The sequence below is a fragment of the Pseudomonas sp. DTU12.1 genome (genome assembly GCF_009873475.1).
Classification (GTDB): domain Bacteria; phylum Pseudomonadota; class Gammaproteobacteria; order Pseudomonadales; family Pseudomonadaceae; genus Aquipseudomonas; species Aquipseudomonas proteolytica.
Window position 1 is genome coordinate 5677067 of the sequence record NZ_CP045254.1, and the last position, 15297, is coordinate 5692363.

Below are 15297 nucleotides of genomic sequence, written 5' to 3' on the forward strand. Positions count from 1 at the left end.
ACGCTGGCGGGAGTACTTCCAGGTTCTGACTGTAGCTTATCGCTCGAGGTGTATCGCAGATTACACAAAGAACCAGGCCGAGAAAGCACTCAATGATGGCAAATTGACGTCACTCACAAAAAACAGCGTTTTCCAGGTGTTTGCACTACCGCCCAAGACAGTCGGCGGCCAGGGCTTTACTATCCGGGTCAGGTCTTTATGTGAGATGGAACGATGACTGTCGATTGGGTTTGCAAGCACCACAATGATCTGGGCAAAGAACAGCTCTACGCCATTTTGCGTCTGCGGGCAGCGGTGTTTGTGGTCGAGCAGAAATGCGTCTACCAGGACATCGATGATCAGGACCTGGAGGGCGATACCCACCACCTGATGGCCTGGCAGGACAATCAACTGGTGGCCTACCTGCGCCTGTTGGACCCGGAGCTGAATGGCGGCGACGTGGTTATCGGCCGCGTGCTGGTGGCCGAGGCCGCGCGAGGCACCGGCCTGGGCCACCAGATGCTGGCGGAAACCCTCAAGCAGATCGACGATATCTGGCCGCAGACGCCGATCTTTCTCTCAGCCCAGGCGCATTTGCAGGGGTACTACGCAAGATATGGGTTCAAGGTCGAGGGTGAGGTCTACCTTGAAGACGACATTCCACATATTGGTATGCGGCGCGCTTGAGATCGACATCGCGGGCAAGCCCGCTCCCACATTTGATCGTTATCGACCTGTGGGAGCGGGCTTGCCCGCGATAGCGGCCCAATTTCACGGGTAACCCAACACCTGCTTGACCTGCATCAGGTTGCGCTCGATCCAGCCCCGGTCAATCGCCCCCCAGTCGCGAATCCGGTAGTGCCCGGCATGGTTGCGGGCGCCATCCTCCTGCTCGAATTCACAGACGATATCCAGGTCCGCCAACGCCGCGATGGTGTCCTGGGCCGTGCGCCGGGGCATGCCCGTCACCTCGGTCAACGCCGGGACGCTGCTGGCCAATTGGCTGTCGATCAGGTACGCCACATACAGGCGGCGGTAGAAACTGCTCTTGGTCTTGCTCACATCCATGATCGGTCGCCTTGTGTTTAGCACTTGCCCTGCAAGTCGCGATAAGTCAGGTACACCCGCAGGTCGAATTCCACCTGATGGTAGCCGGGCATCATGTATTCGCAGAGTTTATAGAACGCCTTGTTGTGGTCCGATTCCTTGAAGTGCGCCAGTTCGTGGACGACGATCATTTTCAGGAATTGCGGCGCGGCCTCCTTGAACAACGCAGCGATGCGGATCTCTTTCTTGGACTTGAGGTTGCCACCCTGCACCCGCGAGATCGTGGTGTGCAGGCCCAGGGCGCGGTGGGTCAGGTCCAGGCGGTTGTCGAACAGCACTTTGTCGATGGCTGGCGCGTTGCGCAGGTGTTCCTGCTTCAGGGCCTGGGCGTAGCTGTACAGCGCCTTGTCACTCTGCACCGCATGGCGCTCGGGGTAACGCTGGTGCAGGTAGTCACCCAGTTGATCCTTGGCGATCAATTGGCGCACTTGCTCTTGCAGGGCGGCGGGATAGGCCTGGAGGTATTTCAGCGCAGTCATGGGCTCGAACGGCAGGGGCGTGAGGCCGCCAGTGTAGCGAATTCAGCAGGGGCCTGCGCGCAGCGCGAAAGGCTGCGGCCACAGGGAAATATCTTCGGCGGTCAGGGGCAGGGCCACCAGCGGCCCCTGGATAAACTGGCAGCCATTGGCCTGCAGCCAGTGGCATTGCTCAAGGGTTTCTACACCTTCGGCAATCACCAACAAGCCGAAGTGCCCGCACAGTTCGATAATGCTGCGGGCCAGCGCGGCCTCCCGTGGCGAGCCGAGCACGCGGGCCACCAGGCCGGGGTCGAGCTTGAGGGTGTCGAACTCCAGGTCACGCAGATGGGCCAGGGAGCAGTTGCCCAAGCCGAAGTCATCCAGGGCAATGCGCACCCCCAGGCGGCGCAGCTGCTTGAGTTGCTTGATGGACTCTTCAATATTGTGCATCAGGCTTTCTTCAGCGATTTCCACCTCCAGTTGCCGCCCGTGCAGCCCATGTCGCTCCATTGCCTGCTGCATTTGAGGCGCCAGGTTGGGCATATTGAACTGGCTGCTGCTCAGGCTCACGCTGAGCACCCAGTCGTCGCTCATGACCGAGGCCCAGGCCTGGCGCGCCAATGCCACCTGATGGTAAATCCAACTGCTGAGCTGGCTGATCAGGCGCGCCTCCTCCAACAGAGGCATGAACAACCCCGGCGGCACATCGCCCACACTCGGGTGCTGCCAGCGCAACAAGGCTTCGACACCGCGCAGGTGCCCGTCCAGCAGGGACACCTGGGGCTGGTAAACCAACGTCACCTGCTTGTTGTCGATGGCCTCGCGTACGCTGCTTTCAAGCATCAGGCGCGAGCGGGCCCGGCCGTTCATTTCCTGATCGTAATAGCGATATTGCTGACGCCCTGCCCGCTTGGCTTCGTACATGGCGATATCGGCGGCACGCAGCAGGCCGGACAAATCGCGACCGCAATCGGGGAAGGTGGCAATGCCGATACTGACCCCCAGCATGACCTCCAGGCCGTCCACCTGCTGGCAGATCGACACCCGCTCGATCAACTGTTCGGCGAGCTTGGCGGCCTGTTCCGGGTATTCCAACTCCAGCAGCGCGACGAACTCATCGCCGCCAAGGCGGCCAAGAATGTCACAACTGCGCAGGCACAGTTCCAACTGCTCCGAGACCCAGCGCAGCACCCGGTCGCCGGCGTCGTGCCCCACCGAATCGTTGACCCGCTTGAAACCGTCCAGGTCCATGTAGAGCAGCACTGTGGAATGTTCGCTGCGCTCGTTGCGCAGCAGGATCGTCTCCACGGTCTGGTAGAAACCACGCCGGTTGAGCAAACCGGTGAGCGGATCGGTGACGGCCTGGGATTCCAGTTGCTGATGCAGATGGCGCACCTGGGACATGTCTTGCACCGTCACCACCATGGCCTTCTGCTCCCGGGGCAGTGGCGCACAGGACATCGCCACCGGCAACTGCTGGCCGGGTGCGGTGCGCAGGATTGCATCATGCAGGCGCCAGGTTTCGCCACGCAGGTAGCCGGTATACAGCTCGCAGCTGAACCAGTCAGGCATATGGGGTTCTTGCAGGAAGCCCAGGAACGCCTGGCCTTGCAACTCGTCCACAGTGGCATTGAGCAACCGTGAAATGGCCGGATTGGCGTAGCTGACGACTCCGTCCTCGCCCACCACCAGAATGCCCTCGGCGGCATTGTCGAGCACCGAGGCATTAAAGGCCCGGGCCGCCTCCAGGTCATGACTCAGGCGCTGCAAGGCGCGGCGGTTGCGCTGATGCTCCAGCAAGGCCTGGACCTTGGGCTTGAGAATATGCGGGTCGAAGGGTTTGAACAGATAGTCGATGGCGCCACTGGCATAGCCTTCGAGCACCGCGGCGGGCGACTGCTCAGTAGCACTCAGGAAGATGATCGGCGTCATGCGGGTGCGCTGGCTGCCGCGCATCAAGCGCGCCACTTCGAAGCCATCCATGCCCGGCATGCGCACATCCAGCAGCACCAGGTCGACATCACGCGCCAGTAGCAGCCCCAGGGCTTCCTCGCCGGAACCCGCAGTCAACACCTGCCAATCCTCGCGCTGCAGGAGCGCGCGCATGCTGATCAGGTTTTCCGGGTAGTCGTCGACTACCAGGAGCACTGAAGAGCCTTCGGCCAGGGTTGGAACGGATTCCATACTGCGTCTCTTCCTTGAGGGTTCACTCCGGTCAATTTTGAGATAAAACCGGACACTTAATGTGGAGTCACTCTAGCCTCGGATCATTTAAAGCAGAAGGCACGACCGGGCCATCATTGCGCCAAAGAGCACACAACCGACTAACGGTCAGGCGCTACAGCCCCCGAACTACGGGAAAGATGGCTTTTTGACAGACTATTGGCGCCAACAAACCGCCTAAAACTTATTAACAAACAGTTACCAGCCGCTTATAAAGAACGCGCCAACCCATGGGCCAAAGCCTTTTGACCCTTCTTCCGTACAGCAAAGGCGCACTCCATGATTGATCTGTCCACCTGGAACCTGAGCATCCCTGTTGGCACTCCGCCCGCCACCATCGACACCCCTAAACTGCTCAGCGGCTTCAAGGGCAAGTACTTCCAGGCCGAAGGCAGCAGCGTGCAATTCTGGTCCCCCGTCACTGGTACCCGTACCGAAAACGCCATCTACCCGCGCAGCGAACTGCGCGAAACCTATGCCGATGGCCGGCTGCGCAACTGGACTTACCCCGAAGCCGACAACTACCTGCGCGCCACCCTGGCCATCAACCAGGTGCCCTCCTCGGGCAAGATTGTCATCGGTCAGATCCACGCCTATGACAGCCAGAAACCGCTGGTCAAAGTCGAATACCAGTACAAGGAAAAAACCCAGACCGGCAACATCGTCGCCAAAGTGCGCATGCGCCCGGATGACAGCAAGGGCCGGGTAATTATCGTGGCCGAGAATGTGCCACTGGCGCGCAACTTCACCTACGTCATCCACCTGAACAAGGCCGGCCTGTTGAGCGTGGAGGCCGCCAACGGCCAATGGAACGAACGCCTCGGCGCGGCCTGGGGCAAAAAACCGTTGTACTTCAAGGCCGGCGTGTATGTGCAAGACAACAGCGGCGACAGCAAAGAGGGCGGCAAAGTGACATTTGCCAAGCTGGATATCGATCACAACTGACAGTCCGATCATTCTCACGACGCTTTAGGACAGAACCGCGACCCTGGGTCTCGACTTTCTTGTAGGACAATTCGAGTATGGCGCCGCGCACGCGCAATGCTTCCCTATAAGAAAGTCATGGAGACTCACCAATGCCCTTCACTCGCACCCTACTCGCCCTTTCCATGGGCATGGTTATGCTGCAAAACCCGGCCTTTGCGGCCCCGCCGTTGTCGATGACCGACGGGGTGGCCCAGGTCAATATCCAGGACAGCAACGCCTGGGTTGAAATCAGCAAAGCCGCGTTCGAACACAACATCCGCACCCTGCAAACCAGCCTCGCCGACAAGTCGAAAATCTGTGCCGTGCTCAAGGCAGACGCTTATGGCCACGGTATCGGCCTGCTGATGCCGTCGGTGATCAAGCTGGGCGTGCCTTGCGTCGGCGTAGCCAGCAATGAAGAAGCCCGCGTGGTACGTGAAAGCGGCTTCAAGGGCCAACTGATCCGCGTGCGTACCGCCGCGCTGAGCGAGCTGGAAGCGGCGCTGCCGTACAACATGGAAGAGCTGGTGGGCAACCTCGACTTCGCCGTGCGCGCCAGCCTGATCGCCGAACATCATGGCCGCCCGTTGGTGGTACACCTGGGCCTGAACTCCAGCGGCATGAGCCGCAACGGCGTGGAAATGACCACTGCCCAAGGCCGGCGCGATGCCGTAGCCATCACCAAGGTGCCGAACCTGGAAGTGAAGGCGATCATGACCCACTTCGCCGTCGAAGACGCCGCCGACGTGCGCGCCGGCCTCAAGGCCTTCAACGAGCAAGCCAACTGGCTGATCAACGTCGCCCAACTGGACCGCAGCAAAATCACCCTGCACGCCGCCAACTCCTTCGCCACCCTGGAAGTGCCCGAGTCGCGCCTGGACATGGTGCGCCCCGGCGGCCTGCTGTTCGGCGACACCGTACCGTCGTTCACCGCCTACAAGCGCGTGATGCAGTTCAAATCCCACGTGGCCTCAGTCAACAGCTACCCGAAAGGCAACACCGTCGGCTACGACCGCACCTACACCCTGGCGCGGGATTCAAAACTGGCCAATATCACCGTTGGCTATTCCGACGGCTACCGCCGGGCGTTCACCAATAAAGGCATCGTGTTGATCAATGGGCATCGCGTGCCGGTGGTGGGCAAAGTGTCGATGAACACCTTGATGGTCGACGTCACCGATGTGCCGGCCGTAAAAAGTGGCGATGAAGTGGTGTTGTTTGGCAAGCAGGGGAATGTGCAGACGACCCAGGCCGAGGTTGAGGATATTAATGGGGCGCTGTTGGCCGATCTCTACACCGTCTGGGGCAACTCGAACCCCAAAGTGCTGGTTGATCAATAAGCACCGCAAATCAAAGGTGGGAGCGGGCTTGCTCGCGATGGCGGTGGGTCAGGCAAATGTATTGGCTGAACCACCGCAATCGCGAGCAAGCCCGCTCCCACATTATTTTTCAGTGCTTGGAAGGTCGGGCTCGGCTATAAGCCGCTCATAAAAAACCCGCATCGCTGCGGGTTTCTTTTTAAACGCTTTAGGCTTAGTTCACCTTGGCGTTCAACTCACCTTTCAAATACCGCTGGTACATCGCTTCCAACGACACCGGCTTGATCTTCGAAGCATTGCCGGCAGTGCCGAACGCTTCGTAACGCGCGATACACACATCACGCATCGCGGTCACGGTGGCGCCGAAGAATTTACGCGGGTCGAACTCGCTCGGGTTGGTGGCCATCAGGCGACGCATTGCACCGGTGGACGCCAGGCGCAGGTCGGTGTCGATGTTGACCTTGCGTACGCCGTGCTTGATACCTTCGACGATTTCTTCAACCGGTACGCCGTAGGTTTCTTTGATGTCGCCGCCGTACTGGTTGATGATTGCCAGCCACTCTTGCGGTACCGAGGAAGAACCGTGCATCACCAGGTGGGTGTTGGGGATGCGTTTGTGGATTTCCTTGATGCGGTCGATCGCCAGCACGTCGCCGGTAGGTGGCTTGGTGAACTTGTAGGCACCGTGGCTGGTACCGATGGCGATGGCCAGGGCGTCGACCTGGGTGCGCTTGACGAAGTCAGCGGCTTCTTCCGGGTCGGTCAGCATCTGGCTGTGATCCAGCACGCCTTCGGCGCCGATGCCGTCTTCTTCACCGGCCATGCCGGTTTCCAACGAACCCAGGCAGCCCAGCTCGCCTTCTACCGACACACCGCAGGCGTGGGCCAGGGCTACGGTTTGTTGGGTGACGCGTACGTTGTAGTCGTAGTCGGTCGGGGTCTTGCCGTCTTCGCCCAGGGAGCCGTCCATCATCACCGAGCTGAAGCCCAGTTGGATGGAGCGCTGGCATACATCAGGGCTGGTGCCGTGGTCCTGGTGCATGCACACCGGGATATGTGGGAATTCTTCGATTGCCGCGAGGATCAGGTGACGCAGGAACGGGGCACCGGCGTATTTACGCGCACCGGCAGAAGCCTGGACGATCACTGGGGAGTCGGTCTTGTCAGCGGCTTCCATGATGGCGCGCATCTGCTCAAGGTTGTTGACGTTAAAGGCTGGAACGCCGTAGCCGAACTCGGCTGCGTGGTCCAGCATTTGACGCATGCTGATAAGTGCCATTGTGTTGTCTCTCCCGGTCGAGGGTCGTTAATCGTGCAAGCCTGCCGTAGCGGCGGCTGCTATTCAAGTTATTGCAGATCAAGGAATTGGACCTTGGCCTGCTGAATCGTTATTGCTAGTGGGCCTGACCCAACTTCCAATCTGGAACCGAATCATGTGGGAGCTGGCTTGCCTGCGATCGCGGCGTACCAGACACCGAATTCGCCAACTGACCCAGCGCTTTCGCGGGCAAGCCCGCTCCTACATGAGATTTTCAGTTCTGTATTACTGAGCCTTGCAGCCTCGGCCGATCAAATCGTCGGTGGCGACCCAATAAACCAGGCCTTCCTCACCTTTGGTATGAAATGCCAACTGCTCATTGCTATACAGCGCCCCGGAGGCCGCCACGTCTTCCTTGAGGCGATATACCTGATCGGAGCCGCCGAGGCGGACATCCACCTGCTTGCGGTCAGTATCGACAAACCGCCAGTTAACCTGGGCCTGGCTGTCGCATACCCAGGTGGTCCATGTGTCTTGCTGGGGCTCTGCCTTGTTGAACATGTTCAGGTTGGCACAACCGGCCAATAGAGCCAGTGCTGCCAGGGCGATAACGCCTTTCATTGCCAATCCTCGAACGGCGGCCTGGGGCCGCCGGTGCTATCGGTTAGTGAATCAGACCCGTCAAGGGCAACCCTGTTCCTTACCTTTGGGCGGGGAGTCGTATTTCTCCAGCCCGTCAGGCCCTATGCGCTTGCTGATCACCGGCATGGTCTCCGCCTGCCAGTCGGCCTGGTAACAGCCCTTGTGCGGCGCAGCCCCTGGGGCCTCTGCTGGCGCCTTGGGCGCGCTGCCGCAGCCGGCCAACAGGCCTGCTGCAATCACCAGCGCGAATGGCTTGATCATGGGAATGCTCCTTTTCCAGGCCGTGGGCCTCAGCCCTTGGCTCGGCTTTCCAGCACTTCAACGGCAGGCAGCACCTTGCCTTCGACAAACTCAAGAAACGCGCCGCCACCGGTAGAAATGTAGGAGATCTGCTCAGCAACGCCATATTTATCGATGGCCGCCAGGGTGTCGCCACCACCGGCAATGGAGAATGCCGAGCTTTCGGCAATCGCCTTGGCCAGCACTTTGGTGCCGTTGCCAAACTGGTCGAACTCGAACACACCGACCGGGCCGTTCCACAGGATGGTCTGGGAGGCTTTCAGCAGTTCAGCGAAGTTCGCCGCAGTTTGCGGGCCGATATCCAGGATCATATCGTCAGCGGCCACGTCAGCAATCAGCTTGACGGTGGCTTCGGCGCTTTCGGCGAACTCCTTGGCCACTACCACGTCCACCGGCAGCGGCACGCTGACCTTGGCGGCGATGGCGCGAGCGGTGTCCAGCAGGTCCGGCTCGTACAGGGACTTGCCGACCGGGTGGCCAGCAGCGGCCAGGAAGGTGTTGGCAATGCCGCCGCCAACGATCAGTTGGTTGCAGATCTGGCTCAGGCTGTTGAGCACGTCCAGCTTGGTCGACACCTTGGAGCCAGCCACGATGGCGGCCATTGGCTGGGCCGGTGCGCCCAGGGCCTTGCCCAGTGCATCCAGCTCGGCAGCCAGCAGCGGGCCAGCAGCGGCGACCTTGGCGAACTTGGCCACGCCATGGGTCGAACCCTCGGCGCGGTGCGCGGTGCCAAAGGCGTCCATCACAAACACGTCGCACAGGGCTGCGTATTGCTGGGCCAGTTCGTCGCTGTTCTTTTTCTCGCCCTTGTTGAAGCGCACGTTTTCGAACAACACGATGTCGCCGGCCTTGACCTCGACGCCGCCCAGGTAATCAGCCACCAAAGGCACTTCGCGGCCCAGGGCCTTGCTCAGGTAGTCGGCTACAGGCTTGAGGCTGTTTTCGGCAGAGAACTCACCTTCGGTCGGACGACCCAGGTGGGAGCAGACCATCACGGCCGCGCCTTTTTCCAGGGCCAGCTTGATGGTCGGCAGCGAGGCCAGGATTCGCGCATCGCTGGTGACTACACCGTCCTTGACTGGGACGTTGAGGTCTTCGCGGATCAGTACGCGCTTACCTTGCAGATCGAGGTCGGTCATCTTCAACACGGTCATGGGTCGCAGTTCCTGAATTACTGTTGAGGTTGTTTAGTAGCGATGTGCAGATAGTGCTCTGCTACGTCGAGCATGCGGTTGGCAAAGCCCCATTCGTTATCGAACCAGGCCAGGATATTCACCAGCCTTGGCCCGGAAACACGGGTCTGGCTGGCATCCACGATGGCCGAATGCGGGTCGTGGTTGAAATCACAACTGGCGTGCGGCAACTCGGTGTAGGCCAGCAAGCCTTTGAGCGGGCCGCGGGTGGCGGCGTCGCGCAGGATCCGGTTGACCTCGGCGGCATCGGTATCGCTGACGGTTTGCATGGTGATATCCAGGCACGACACGTTCACCGTCGGCACGCGCACTGCTTTGGCCTGGATTCGCCCGGCAAGTTCCGGCAGCAGGCGTTCGATACCGCGGGCCAGGCCGGTGGACACCGGAATCACTGACTGGAACGCCGAACGGGTGCGGCGCAGGTCTTCATGGTGGTAGGCGTCGATCACCGGCTGGTCGTTCATCGCCGAGTGAATGGTGGTAATCGACACATACTCCAGGCCAATCGCCTGGTCCAGCAGGCGCAACAGCGGCACGCCGCAATTGGTGGTGCAGGAGGCGTTGGACACCAACACCTCGTCACCGGTCAGGCAGTCCTGGTTGACGCCGTAGACAATGGTGGCGTCGACATCCGCCTCGCTGGCCATCGGCTGGGAAAACAGCACGCGCGGTGCGCCGGCGTCGACGAATCGCTGGCCATCGGCACGGGTGTTATAGGCACCGGAGCATTCCAACACCAGGTCGACGCCCAGCGCCGCCCAGTCGATGCCCTCGGGCGTGGCACTGCGCAAGACCTTCACGCAGTTGCCATTGATATGCAGACAATCGCCGTCGATCCGCACTTCGCCGGGGAACCGGCCGTGGGTGGAGTCGAAGCGTGTCAGGTATTCGATGCTGGCCATGTCGGCCAGATCGTTGATTGCCACAATTTCAAACCCAGCCGCCGCCCCTCGCTCGAACAGAGCACGCAAGACGCAACGACCAATGCGGCCGTAGCCGTTGAGTGCAACTTTGTAGGGACGGGGTTGAGGCATGGGGTTCTCGATTACCTTGGGTAATGGGGTGAATGTGCCGCCGCCTTCGCGAGCAAGCCCGCTCCCACAGTTGAAATGCATTCCAAATGTGGGAGCGGGCTTGCTCGCGAAGGCGTCAGTACAGCTACCCCAATCTACAGCCTTAGTCTTCCAGCAGCTCTTCAGCCTGACCCAGGATGTTTTCCAGGGTGAAACCGAACTCTTCGAACAACGCTGGCGCCGGCGCCGACTCACCGTAGGTGGTCATGCCGATCACGCGGCCTTCCAGGCCCACGTACTTGTACCAGTAGTCGGCGTGAGCTGCTTCGATGGCGATACGCGCGCTGACCTGCAACGGCAGGACCGATTGCTTGTAGTCCGCGTCCTGGGCTTCGAACACGCTGGTGCACGGCATGGACACGACACGCACGTTACGGCCCTGGGCAGTCAGCTTGTCGTACGCCTGAACGGTCAGGCCCACTTCGGAACCGGTGGAGATCAGGATCAGCTCCGGCTCGCCGATGCAGTCCTTGAGCACGTAGCCGCCACGGCTGATGTCGGCGATCTGCGCGTCGGTACGCACTTGGTGCTGCAGGTTCTGACGCGAGAAGATCAGCGCCGAAGGGCCATCCTTGCGCTCGATCGCGTGCTTCCAGGCCACGGCCGATTCCACCGCGTCGGCTGGGCGCCAGCAATCCAGGTTCGGCGTGGTGCGCAGGCTGGTCAGTTGCTCGACCGGCTGGTGCGTCGGGCCGTCTTCGCCCAGGCCGATGGAGTCGTGGGTGTACACATGGATCACACGCTTCTTCATCAGCGCAGCCATGCGCACGGCATTGCGCGCGTATTCCATGAACATCAGGAAGGTCGCGCCGTACGGCACCAGGCCGCCGTGCAGGGCAACGCCGTTCATGATGGCGCTCATGCCGAACTCGCGCACGCCGTAGTACATGTAGTTGCCGCTGGCGTCTTCAGCCGAGACACCTTTGCAACCTTTCCACAGGGTCAGGTTGGAACCGGCCAGGTCAGCCGAACCGCCGAGGAACTCAGGCAGCAACGGGCCAAAGGCGTTGAGGGTGTTCTGGCTGGCTTTACGGCTGGCGATGGTCTCGCCCTTGGCCGCGACTTCGGCGATGTAGGCCGAGGCTTTTTCCGAGAAATCGGCAGGCAGGTCGCCAGCCAGGCGGCGTACCAGTTCGTTGGCAAGTTGTGGGAACTCGGCGGAGTAGGCAGCAAAGCGCTGGTCCCACTCGGCTTCTGCGGCGCGGCCGGCTTCCTTGGCGTCCCACTCGGCGTAGATATCAGCCGGGATTTCGAACGGGCCATGGTTCCACTTCAGCGCTTCGCGGGTCAGGGCGATTTCCGCGTCACCCAGTGGGGCACCGTGGCAGTCTTCCTTGCCTTGCTTGTTCGGCGAACCGAAGCCGATGGTGGTCTTGCAGCAGATCAGGGTCGGCTGCTCGCTTTTGCGCGCGGTTTCGATGGCGGTCTTGATCTCTTCCGGATCGTGGCCGTCGACGTTGCGGATCACCTGCCAGTTGTAGGCTTCGAAACGCTTTGGCGTGTCGTCGGTGAACCAGCCTTCGACTTCACCGTCGATGGAGATGCCGTTGTCATCGTAGAAGGCAATCAGTTTGCCCAGGCCCAGGGTACCGGCCAGGGAGCTGACTTCGTGGGAAATGCCTTCCATCATGCAGCCATCACCCAGGAACACATAGGTGTGGTGGTCGACAACGTTGTGGCCGGGACGGTTGAACTGCGCCGCCAGGACTTTTTCTGCCAGGGCAAAACCCACGGCATTGGCCAGGCCTTGGCCCAGGGGACCGGTGGTGGTCTCGACGCCTGGGGTGTAGCCGAATTCCGGGTGGCCCGGGGTGCGGCTGTGCAGTTGGCGGAACTGCTTGAGGTCGTCGATGGACAGGTCGTAACCGGTCAGGTGCAGCAACGAATAGATCAACATCGAGCCATGGCCGTTGGACAGCACGAAGCGGTCACGATCGGCAAACGATGGGTTGCTCGGGTTGTGTTTCAGGTAGTCACGCCAAAGTACCTCGGCGATATCCGCCATGCCCATCGGGGCACCGGGATGGCCGCTGTTGGCTTTTTGCACGGCATCCATGCTGAGGGCACGAATGGCGTTGGCACGCTCACGACGGCTGGGCATCGCTGATCTCCTGGGGGTTGAATAAAAGAAACGGAAAAAAGGACCGGCATTTTCCCTCAGCCAAGGCCTCAGGGGCAATGACAGATACCGACTTATGTGGGTTTTTCCTGTGGTTTGGACTGCATTGACAGCAAGAACACTTCCCGCCGTTCGTCTAAAGGTTATAGCGCCTGCTTATAACCACCGATTATCGACCAATATCAAAACTTTTTGATATTGGCCTTGCGGGGATTTGACCTCATCACTAGACTGCTGGCCTTATGAACTTACCTGCGCCTTCCATTCGCCCCGACGATTGCGATGAGCTGGCGGCCCTGTGCAAGGCCGGCGGTGATCCGCTGCGCCTGAATGTACTGCGCGCCCTGGCCAACGACTCGTTTGGCGTGCTGGAACTGGCGCGGATCTTTGCCATCGGCCAGTCCGGCATGAGCCACCATTTGAAGGTGCTGGCCCAGGCCGACCTGGTAGCCACCCGCCGTGAAGGCAATGCGATTTTTTACCGTCGCGCCCTGCCCCACAACGATTTGCTGGGTGGCAAGCTGCACGCTGCATTGCTTGAAGAAGTAGACAACCTGGCCCTGCCGGCTGACGTGCAATCGCGGATCGCTCAGGTCCACGGGCAACGCGCCGCCGCCAGCCAGGACTTTTTCTCACGGGTGGCGGACAAGTTTCGCGCCCAGCAGGACCTGATTGCCGGGCTGCCTCAATACCGCGAAAGCGTGCTGGCGCTGCTCGACAAGCTGGGCTTCAACCCAGGTGCCACGGCGCTGGAAGTCGGGCCGGGCGATGGCGGGTTCCTGCCGGACCTGGCACGGCGCTTCCACCAGGTGACGGCGCTGGACAACAGCCCGGCCATGCTGGAGCTGGCGCGCCAGCTGTGCGAGCGCGAGCACTTGGGCAACGTCAGCCTGCGGCTGGCCGATGCCTTGAATGATGTAGAGCTGCAAGCCGACTGCGTGGTGTTGAACATGGTCCTTCACCATTTCGCCGCACCGGCCGATGCGCTCAAGCAGATGGCCGGTTTGCTGCAACCGGGCGGTAGCCTGCTGGTAACTGATTTATGCAGCCACAACCAGAGTTGGGCCAGGGAGGCCTGCGGTGATCTATGGTTGGGGTTTGAACAGGACGATCTGGCCCGTTGGGCCACCGCTGCGGGACTCGTTCCCGGGGAAAGCCTCTATGTAGGCTTACGTAATGGTTTCCAGATTCAGGTCCGCCACTTTCAGCGGCCATCTGGCGACACTCACCATCGGTAAATATCAGGAAAACATCGAGATGAGCGAATATTCCCTTTTCACCTCCGAGTCCGTGTCTGAAGGGCATCCGGACAAAATCGCCGACCAGATTTCTGATGCGGTGCTGGACGCCATCATTGCTGAAGACAAGTTCGCCCGCGTGGCGTGCGAGACGCTGGTGAAAACGGGCGTGGCGATCATCGCCGGTGAAGTCACCACCTCGGCCTGGGTCGACCTGGAGCAGATCGTCCGTGACGTGATCACCGACATCGGCTACACCAGCTCCGACGTCGGCTTCGACGGCGCGACCTGCGGCGTGATGAACATCATCGGCAAGCAGTCGCCTGACATCAACCAGGGCGTCGACCGTGCCAAGCCAGAAGACCAGGGCGCCGGCGACCAGGGCCTGATGTTCGGCTACGCCAGCAACGAAACCGACGTGCTGATGCCGGCGCCGATCACCTTCTCCCACCAGTTGGTCAAGCGCCAGGCCGAAGCCCGTAAATCCGGCCTGCTGCCTTGGCTGCGCCCGGACGCCAAGTCCCAGGTGACCTGCCGTTACGAAGGCGGCAAAGTGGTGGGCATCGACGCCGTGGTGCTGTCGACCCAGCACAACCCGGAAGTCTCCTACAAAGACCTGCGCGAAGGCGTCATGGAGCTGATCGTCAAGCACGTGCTGCCTGCCGAACTGCTGACCAAGGACACCCAGTTCCACATCAACCCGACCGGCCAGTTCATCATTGGTGGCCCGGTGGGCGACTGCGGCCTCACCGGGCGCAAGATCATCGTCGACAGCTACGGCGGCATGGCCCGTCACGGCGGTGGCGCATTCTCCGGCAAGGATCCTTCCAAGGTTGACCGCTCGGCAGCCTACGCCGGTCGTTATGTGGCCAAGAACATCGTCGCTGCCGGCCTGGCCGAGCGTTGCGAGATTCAGGTTTCCTACGCCATTGGTGTGGCACAGCCTACGTCGATCTCGCTGAATACCTTCGGTACCGGCAAGATCAGCGACGACAAGATCGTCAAGCTGGTGCGTGAGATCTTCGACCTGCGTCCGTACGCAATCACCACCATGCTCGACCTGCTGCACCCGATGTACCAGGAAACCGCGGCCTACGGCCACTTCGGTCGTACCCCTGAACAGAAGACCGTCGGCGACGACACCTTCACCACGTTCACCTGGGAAAAAACCGACCGCGCCGACGACCTGCGTACCGCTGCCGGCCTGTAATCGCAGCACGTAGCACCCAAAGCCCCGCCGGGTTTTCCCGGCGGGGCTTTTTATTGCCTTAAATTGTAGGAGCGAGCTTGCTCGCGAAAATCTCCAAAACCCCACGGCGCATCAGGCTTCCCGCGTTATTGTCGACGCCCCTCGCGAACAAGCTCGCCCCCTACAAGCTCACATTAATTGGATCCAACCCTTGCAGGCTAAATGATGGCCCT

General features: G+C 60.7%; 14 protein-coding genes. 5 read left to right on the forward strand and 9 right to left on the reverse strand.

What is annotated here, in order from left to right:
• Positions 1-213 precede the first annotated feature (213 nt).
• Entirely contained in the window at positions 214-666 is a 453-nt protein-coding gene (locus GDV60_RS25235; RefSeq protein WP_104911063.1) for a GNAT family N-acetyltransferase, read from the forward strand.
• 84 nt (positions 667-750) lie between these two features.
• Here the strand turns inward: GDV60_RS25235 and GDV60_RS25240 are convergent, their stop codons facing one another.
• The 3 genes from GDV60_RS25240 to GDV60_RS25250 are packed head-to-tail and all read right to left on the reverse strand — an operon-like array spanning position 751 to position 3728.
• The gene (locus GDV60_RS25240; protein ID WP_159909040.1) at positions 751-1047 is read right to left on the reverse strand and encodes a helix-turn-helix domain-containing protein; all 297 of its coding nucleotides are present in this window, start codon (positions 1045-1047) and stop codon (positions 751-753) included.
• Positions 1048-1064: 17 nt separating this feature from the next.
• Positions 1065-1565 carry a M48 family metallopeptidase gene (locus GDV60_RS25245; RefSeq protein WP_070993951.1) on the reverse strand — a complete coding sequence of 167 codons (501 nt, stop codon included), beginning with the start codon at positions 1563-1565 and terminating at the stop codon, positions 1065-1067.
• 42 nt (positions 1566-1607) lie between these two features.
• Positions 1608-3728, reverse strand: coding sequence for a bifunctional diguanylate cyclase/phosphodiesterase (locus GDV60_RS25250; RefSeq protein ID WP_159909042.1), 2121 nt, complete (start codon positions 3726-3728; stop codon positions 1608-1610).
• A 318-nt stretch (positions 3729-4046) separates the two neighbouring features.
• Here GDV60_RS25250 and GDV60_RS25255 point away from each other — a divergent pair, with 318 nt between their 5' ends.
• Both GDV60_RS25255 and alr read left to right on the forward strand, forming a co-directional pair.
• Positions 4047-4712, forward strand: a complete 666-nt coding sequence (locus tag GDV60_RS25255) for a polysaccharide lyase family 7 protein (RefSeq protein WP_029297342.1) — start codon at positions 4047-4049, stop codon at positions 4710-4712.
• A gap of 131 nt (positions 4713-4843) precedes the next feature.
• The gene (gene alr / locus GDV60_RS25260; protein WP_159909044.1) at positions 4844-6073 is read left to right on the forward strand and encodes an alanine racemase; all 1230 of its coding nucleotides are present in this window, start codon (positions 4844-4846) and stop codon (positions 6071-6073) included.
• A gap of 193 nt (positions 6074-6266) precedes the next feature.
• Here the strand turns inward: alr and fba are convergent, their stop codons facing one another.
• The 6 genes from fba to tkt all read right to left on the reverse strand — a co-directional run bounded on the left by fba (position 6267) and on the right by tkt (position 12619).
• Positions 6267-7331: a class II fructose-bisphosphate aldolase gene (gene fba, locus GDV60_RS25265; protein WP_029297347.1), complete on the reverse strand. Its 1065-nt coding sequence runs from the start codon at positions 7329-7331 to the stop codon at positions 6267-6269.
• Positions 7332-7595: 264 nt separating this feature from the next.
• Positions 7596-7931, reverse strand: a complete 336-nt coding sequence (locus GDV60_RS25270) for an MliC family protein (protein ID WP_029297350.1) — start codon at positions 7929-7931, stop codon at positions 7596-7598.
• A gap of 60 nt (positions 7932-7991) precedes the next feature.
• Positions 7992-8213, reverse strand: coding sequence for a hypothetical protein (locus GDV60_RS25275; protein WP_070993952.1), 222 nt, complete (start codon positions 8211-8213; stop codon positions 7992-7994).
• 29 nt (positions 8214-8242) lie between these two features.
• Complete coding sequence (locus GDV60_RS25280; RefSeq protein ID WP_029297354.1) at positions 8243-9406, reverse strand: phosphoglycerate kinase; 1164 nt, start codon at positions 9404-9406, stop codon at positions 8243-8245.
• Positions 9407-9423: 17 nt separating this feature from the next.
• Positions 9424-10479 (reverse strand): erythrose-4-phosphate dehydrogenase, encoded by a 1056-nt coding sequence (gene epd / locus GDV60_RS25285; protein WP_159909046.1) that lies wholly within the window; start codon positions 10477-10479, stop codon positions 9424-9426.
• 142 nt (positions 10480-10621) lie between these two features.
• Complete coding sequence (gene tkt, locus GDV60_RS25290) at positions 10622-12619, reverse strand: transketolase (protein WP_070993954.1); 1998 nt, start codon at positions 12617-12619, stop codon at positions 10622-10624.
• A 260-nt stretch (positions 12620-12879) separates the two neighbouring features.
• On the opposite strand from tkt, the gene GDV60_RS25295 reads away from it, so the two are divergent.
• Positions 12880-13875, forward strand: a complete 996-nt coding sequence (locus GDV60_RS25295) for a metalloregulator ArsR/SmtB family transcription factor (protein WP_159909048.1) — start codon at positions 12880-12882, stop codon at positions 13873-13875.
• Between the two features lie 19 nt (positions 13876-13894).
• Positions 13895-15085 (forward strand): methionine adenosyltransferase, encoded by a 1191-nt coding sequence (metK, locus tag GDV60_RS25300; protein WP_029297363.1) that lies wholly within the window; start codon positions 13895-13897, stop codon positions 15083-15085.
• Positions 15086-15297 lie beyond the last annotated feature (212 nt).

Coding starts and splice junctions, on each gene's coding strand:
- metK (WP_029297363.1), top strand. CDS start 13,895: ATGAGCGAATATTCCCTTTTCACCTCCGAGTCCGTGTCTGAAGGGCAT.
- tkt (WP_070993954.1), bottom strand. CDS start 12,619: ATGCCCAGCCGTCGTGAGCGTGCCAACGCCATTCGTGCCCTCAGCATG.
- GDV60_RS25275 (WP_070993952.1), bottom strand. CDS start 8,213: ATGATCAAGCCATTCGCGCTGGTGATTGCAGCAGGCCTGTTGGCCGGC.
- GDV60_RS25280 (WP_029297354.1), bottom strand. CDS start 9,406: ATGACCGTGTTGAAGATGACCGACCTCGATCTGCAAGGTAAGCGCGTA.
- GDV60_RS25240 (WP_159909040.1), bottom strand. CDS start 1,047: ATGGATGTGAGCAAGACCAAGAGCAGTTTCTACCGCCGCCTGTATGTG.
- GDV60_RS25235 (WP_104911063.1), top strand. CDS start 214: ATGACTGTCGATTGGGTTTGCAAGCACCACAATGATCTGGGCAAAGAA.
- epd (WP_159909046.1), bottom strand. CDS start 10,479: ATGCCTCAACCCCGTCCCTACAAAGTTGCACTCAACGGCTACGGCCGC.
- GDV60_RS25245 (WP_070993951.1), bottom strand. CDS start 1,565: ATGACTGCGCTGAAATACCTCCAGGCCTATCCCGCCGCCCTGCAAGAG.
- fba (WP_029297347.1), bottom strand. CDS start 7,331: ATGGCACTTATCAGCATGCGTCAAATGCTGGACCACGCAGCCGAGTTC.
- alr (WP_159909044.1), top strand. CDS start 4,844: ATGCCCTTCACTCGCACCCTACTCGCCCTTTCCATGGGCATGGTTATG.
- GDV60_RS25250 (WP_159909042.1), bottom strand. CDS start 3,728: ATGGAATCCGTTCCAACCCTGGCCGAAGGCTCTTCAGTGCTCCTGGTA.
- GDV60_RS25295 (WP_159909048.1), top strand. CDS start 12,880: ATGAACTTACCTGCGCCTTCCATTCGCCCCGACGATTGCGATGAGCTG.
- GDV60_RS25270 (WP_029297350.1), bottom strand. CDS start 7,931: ATGAAAGGCGTTATCGCCCTGGCAGCACTGGCTCTATTGGCCGGTTGT.
- GDV60_RS25255 (WP_029297342.1), top strand. CDS start 4,047: ATGATTGATCTGTCCACCTGGAACCTGAGCATCCCTGTTGGCACTCCG.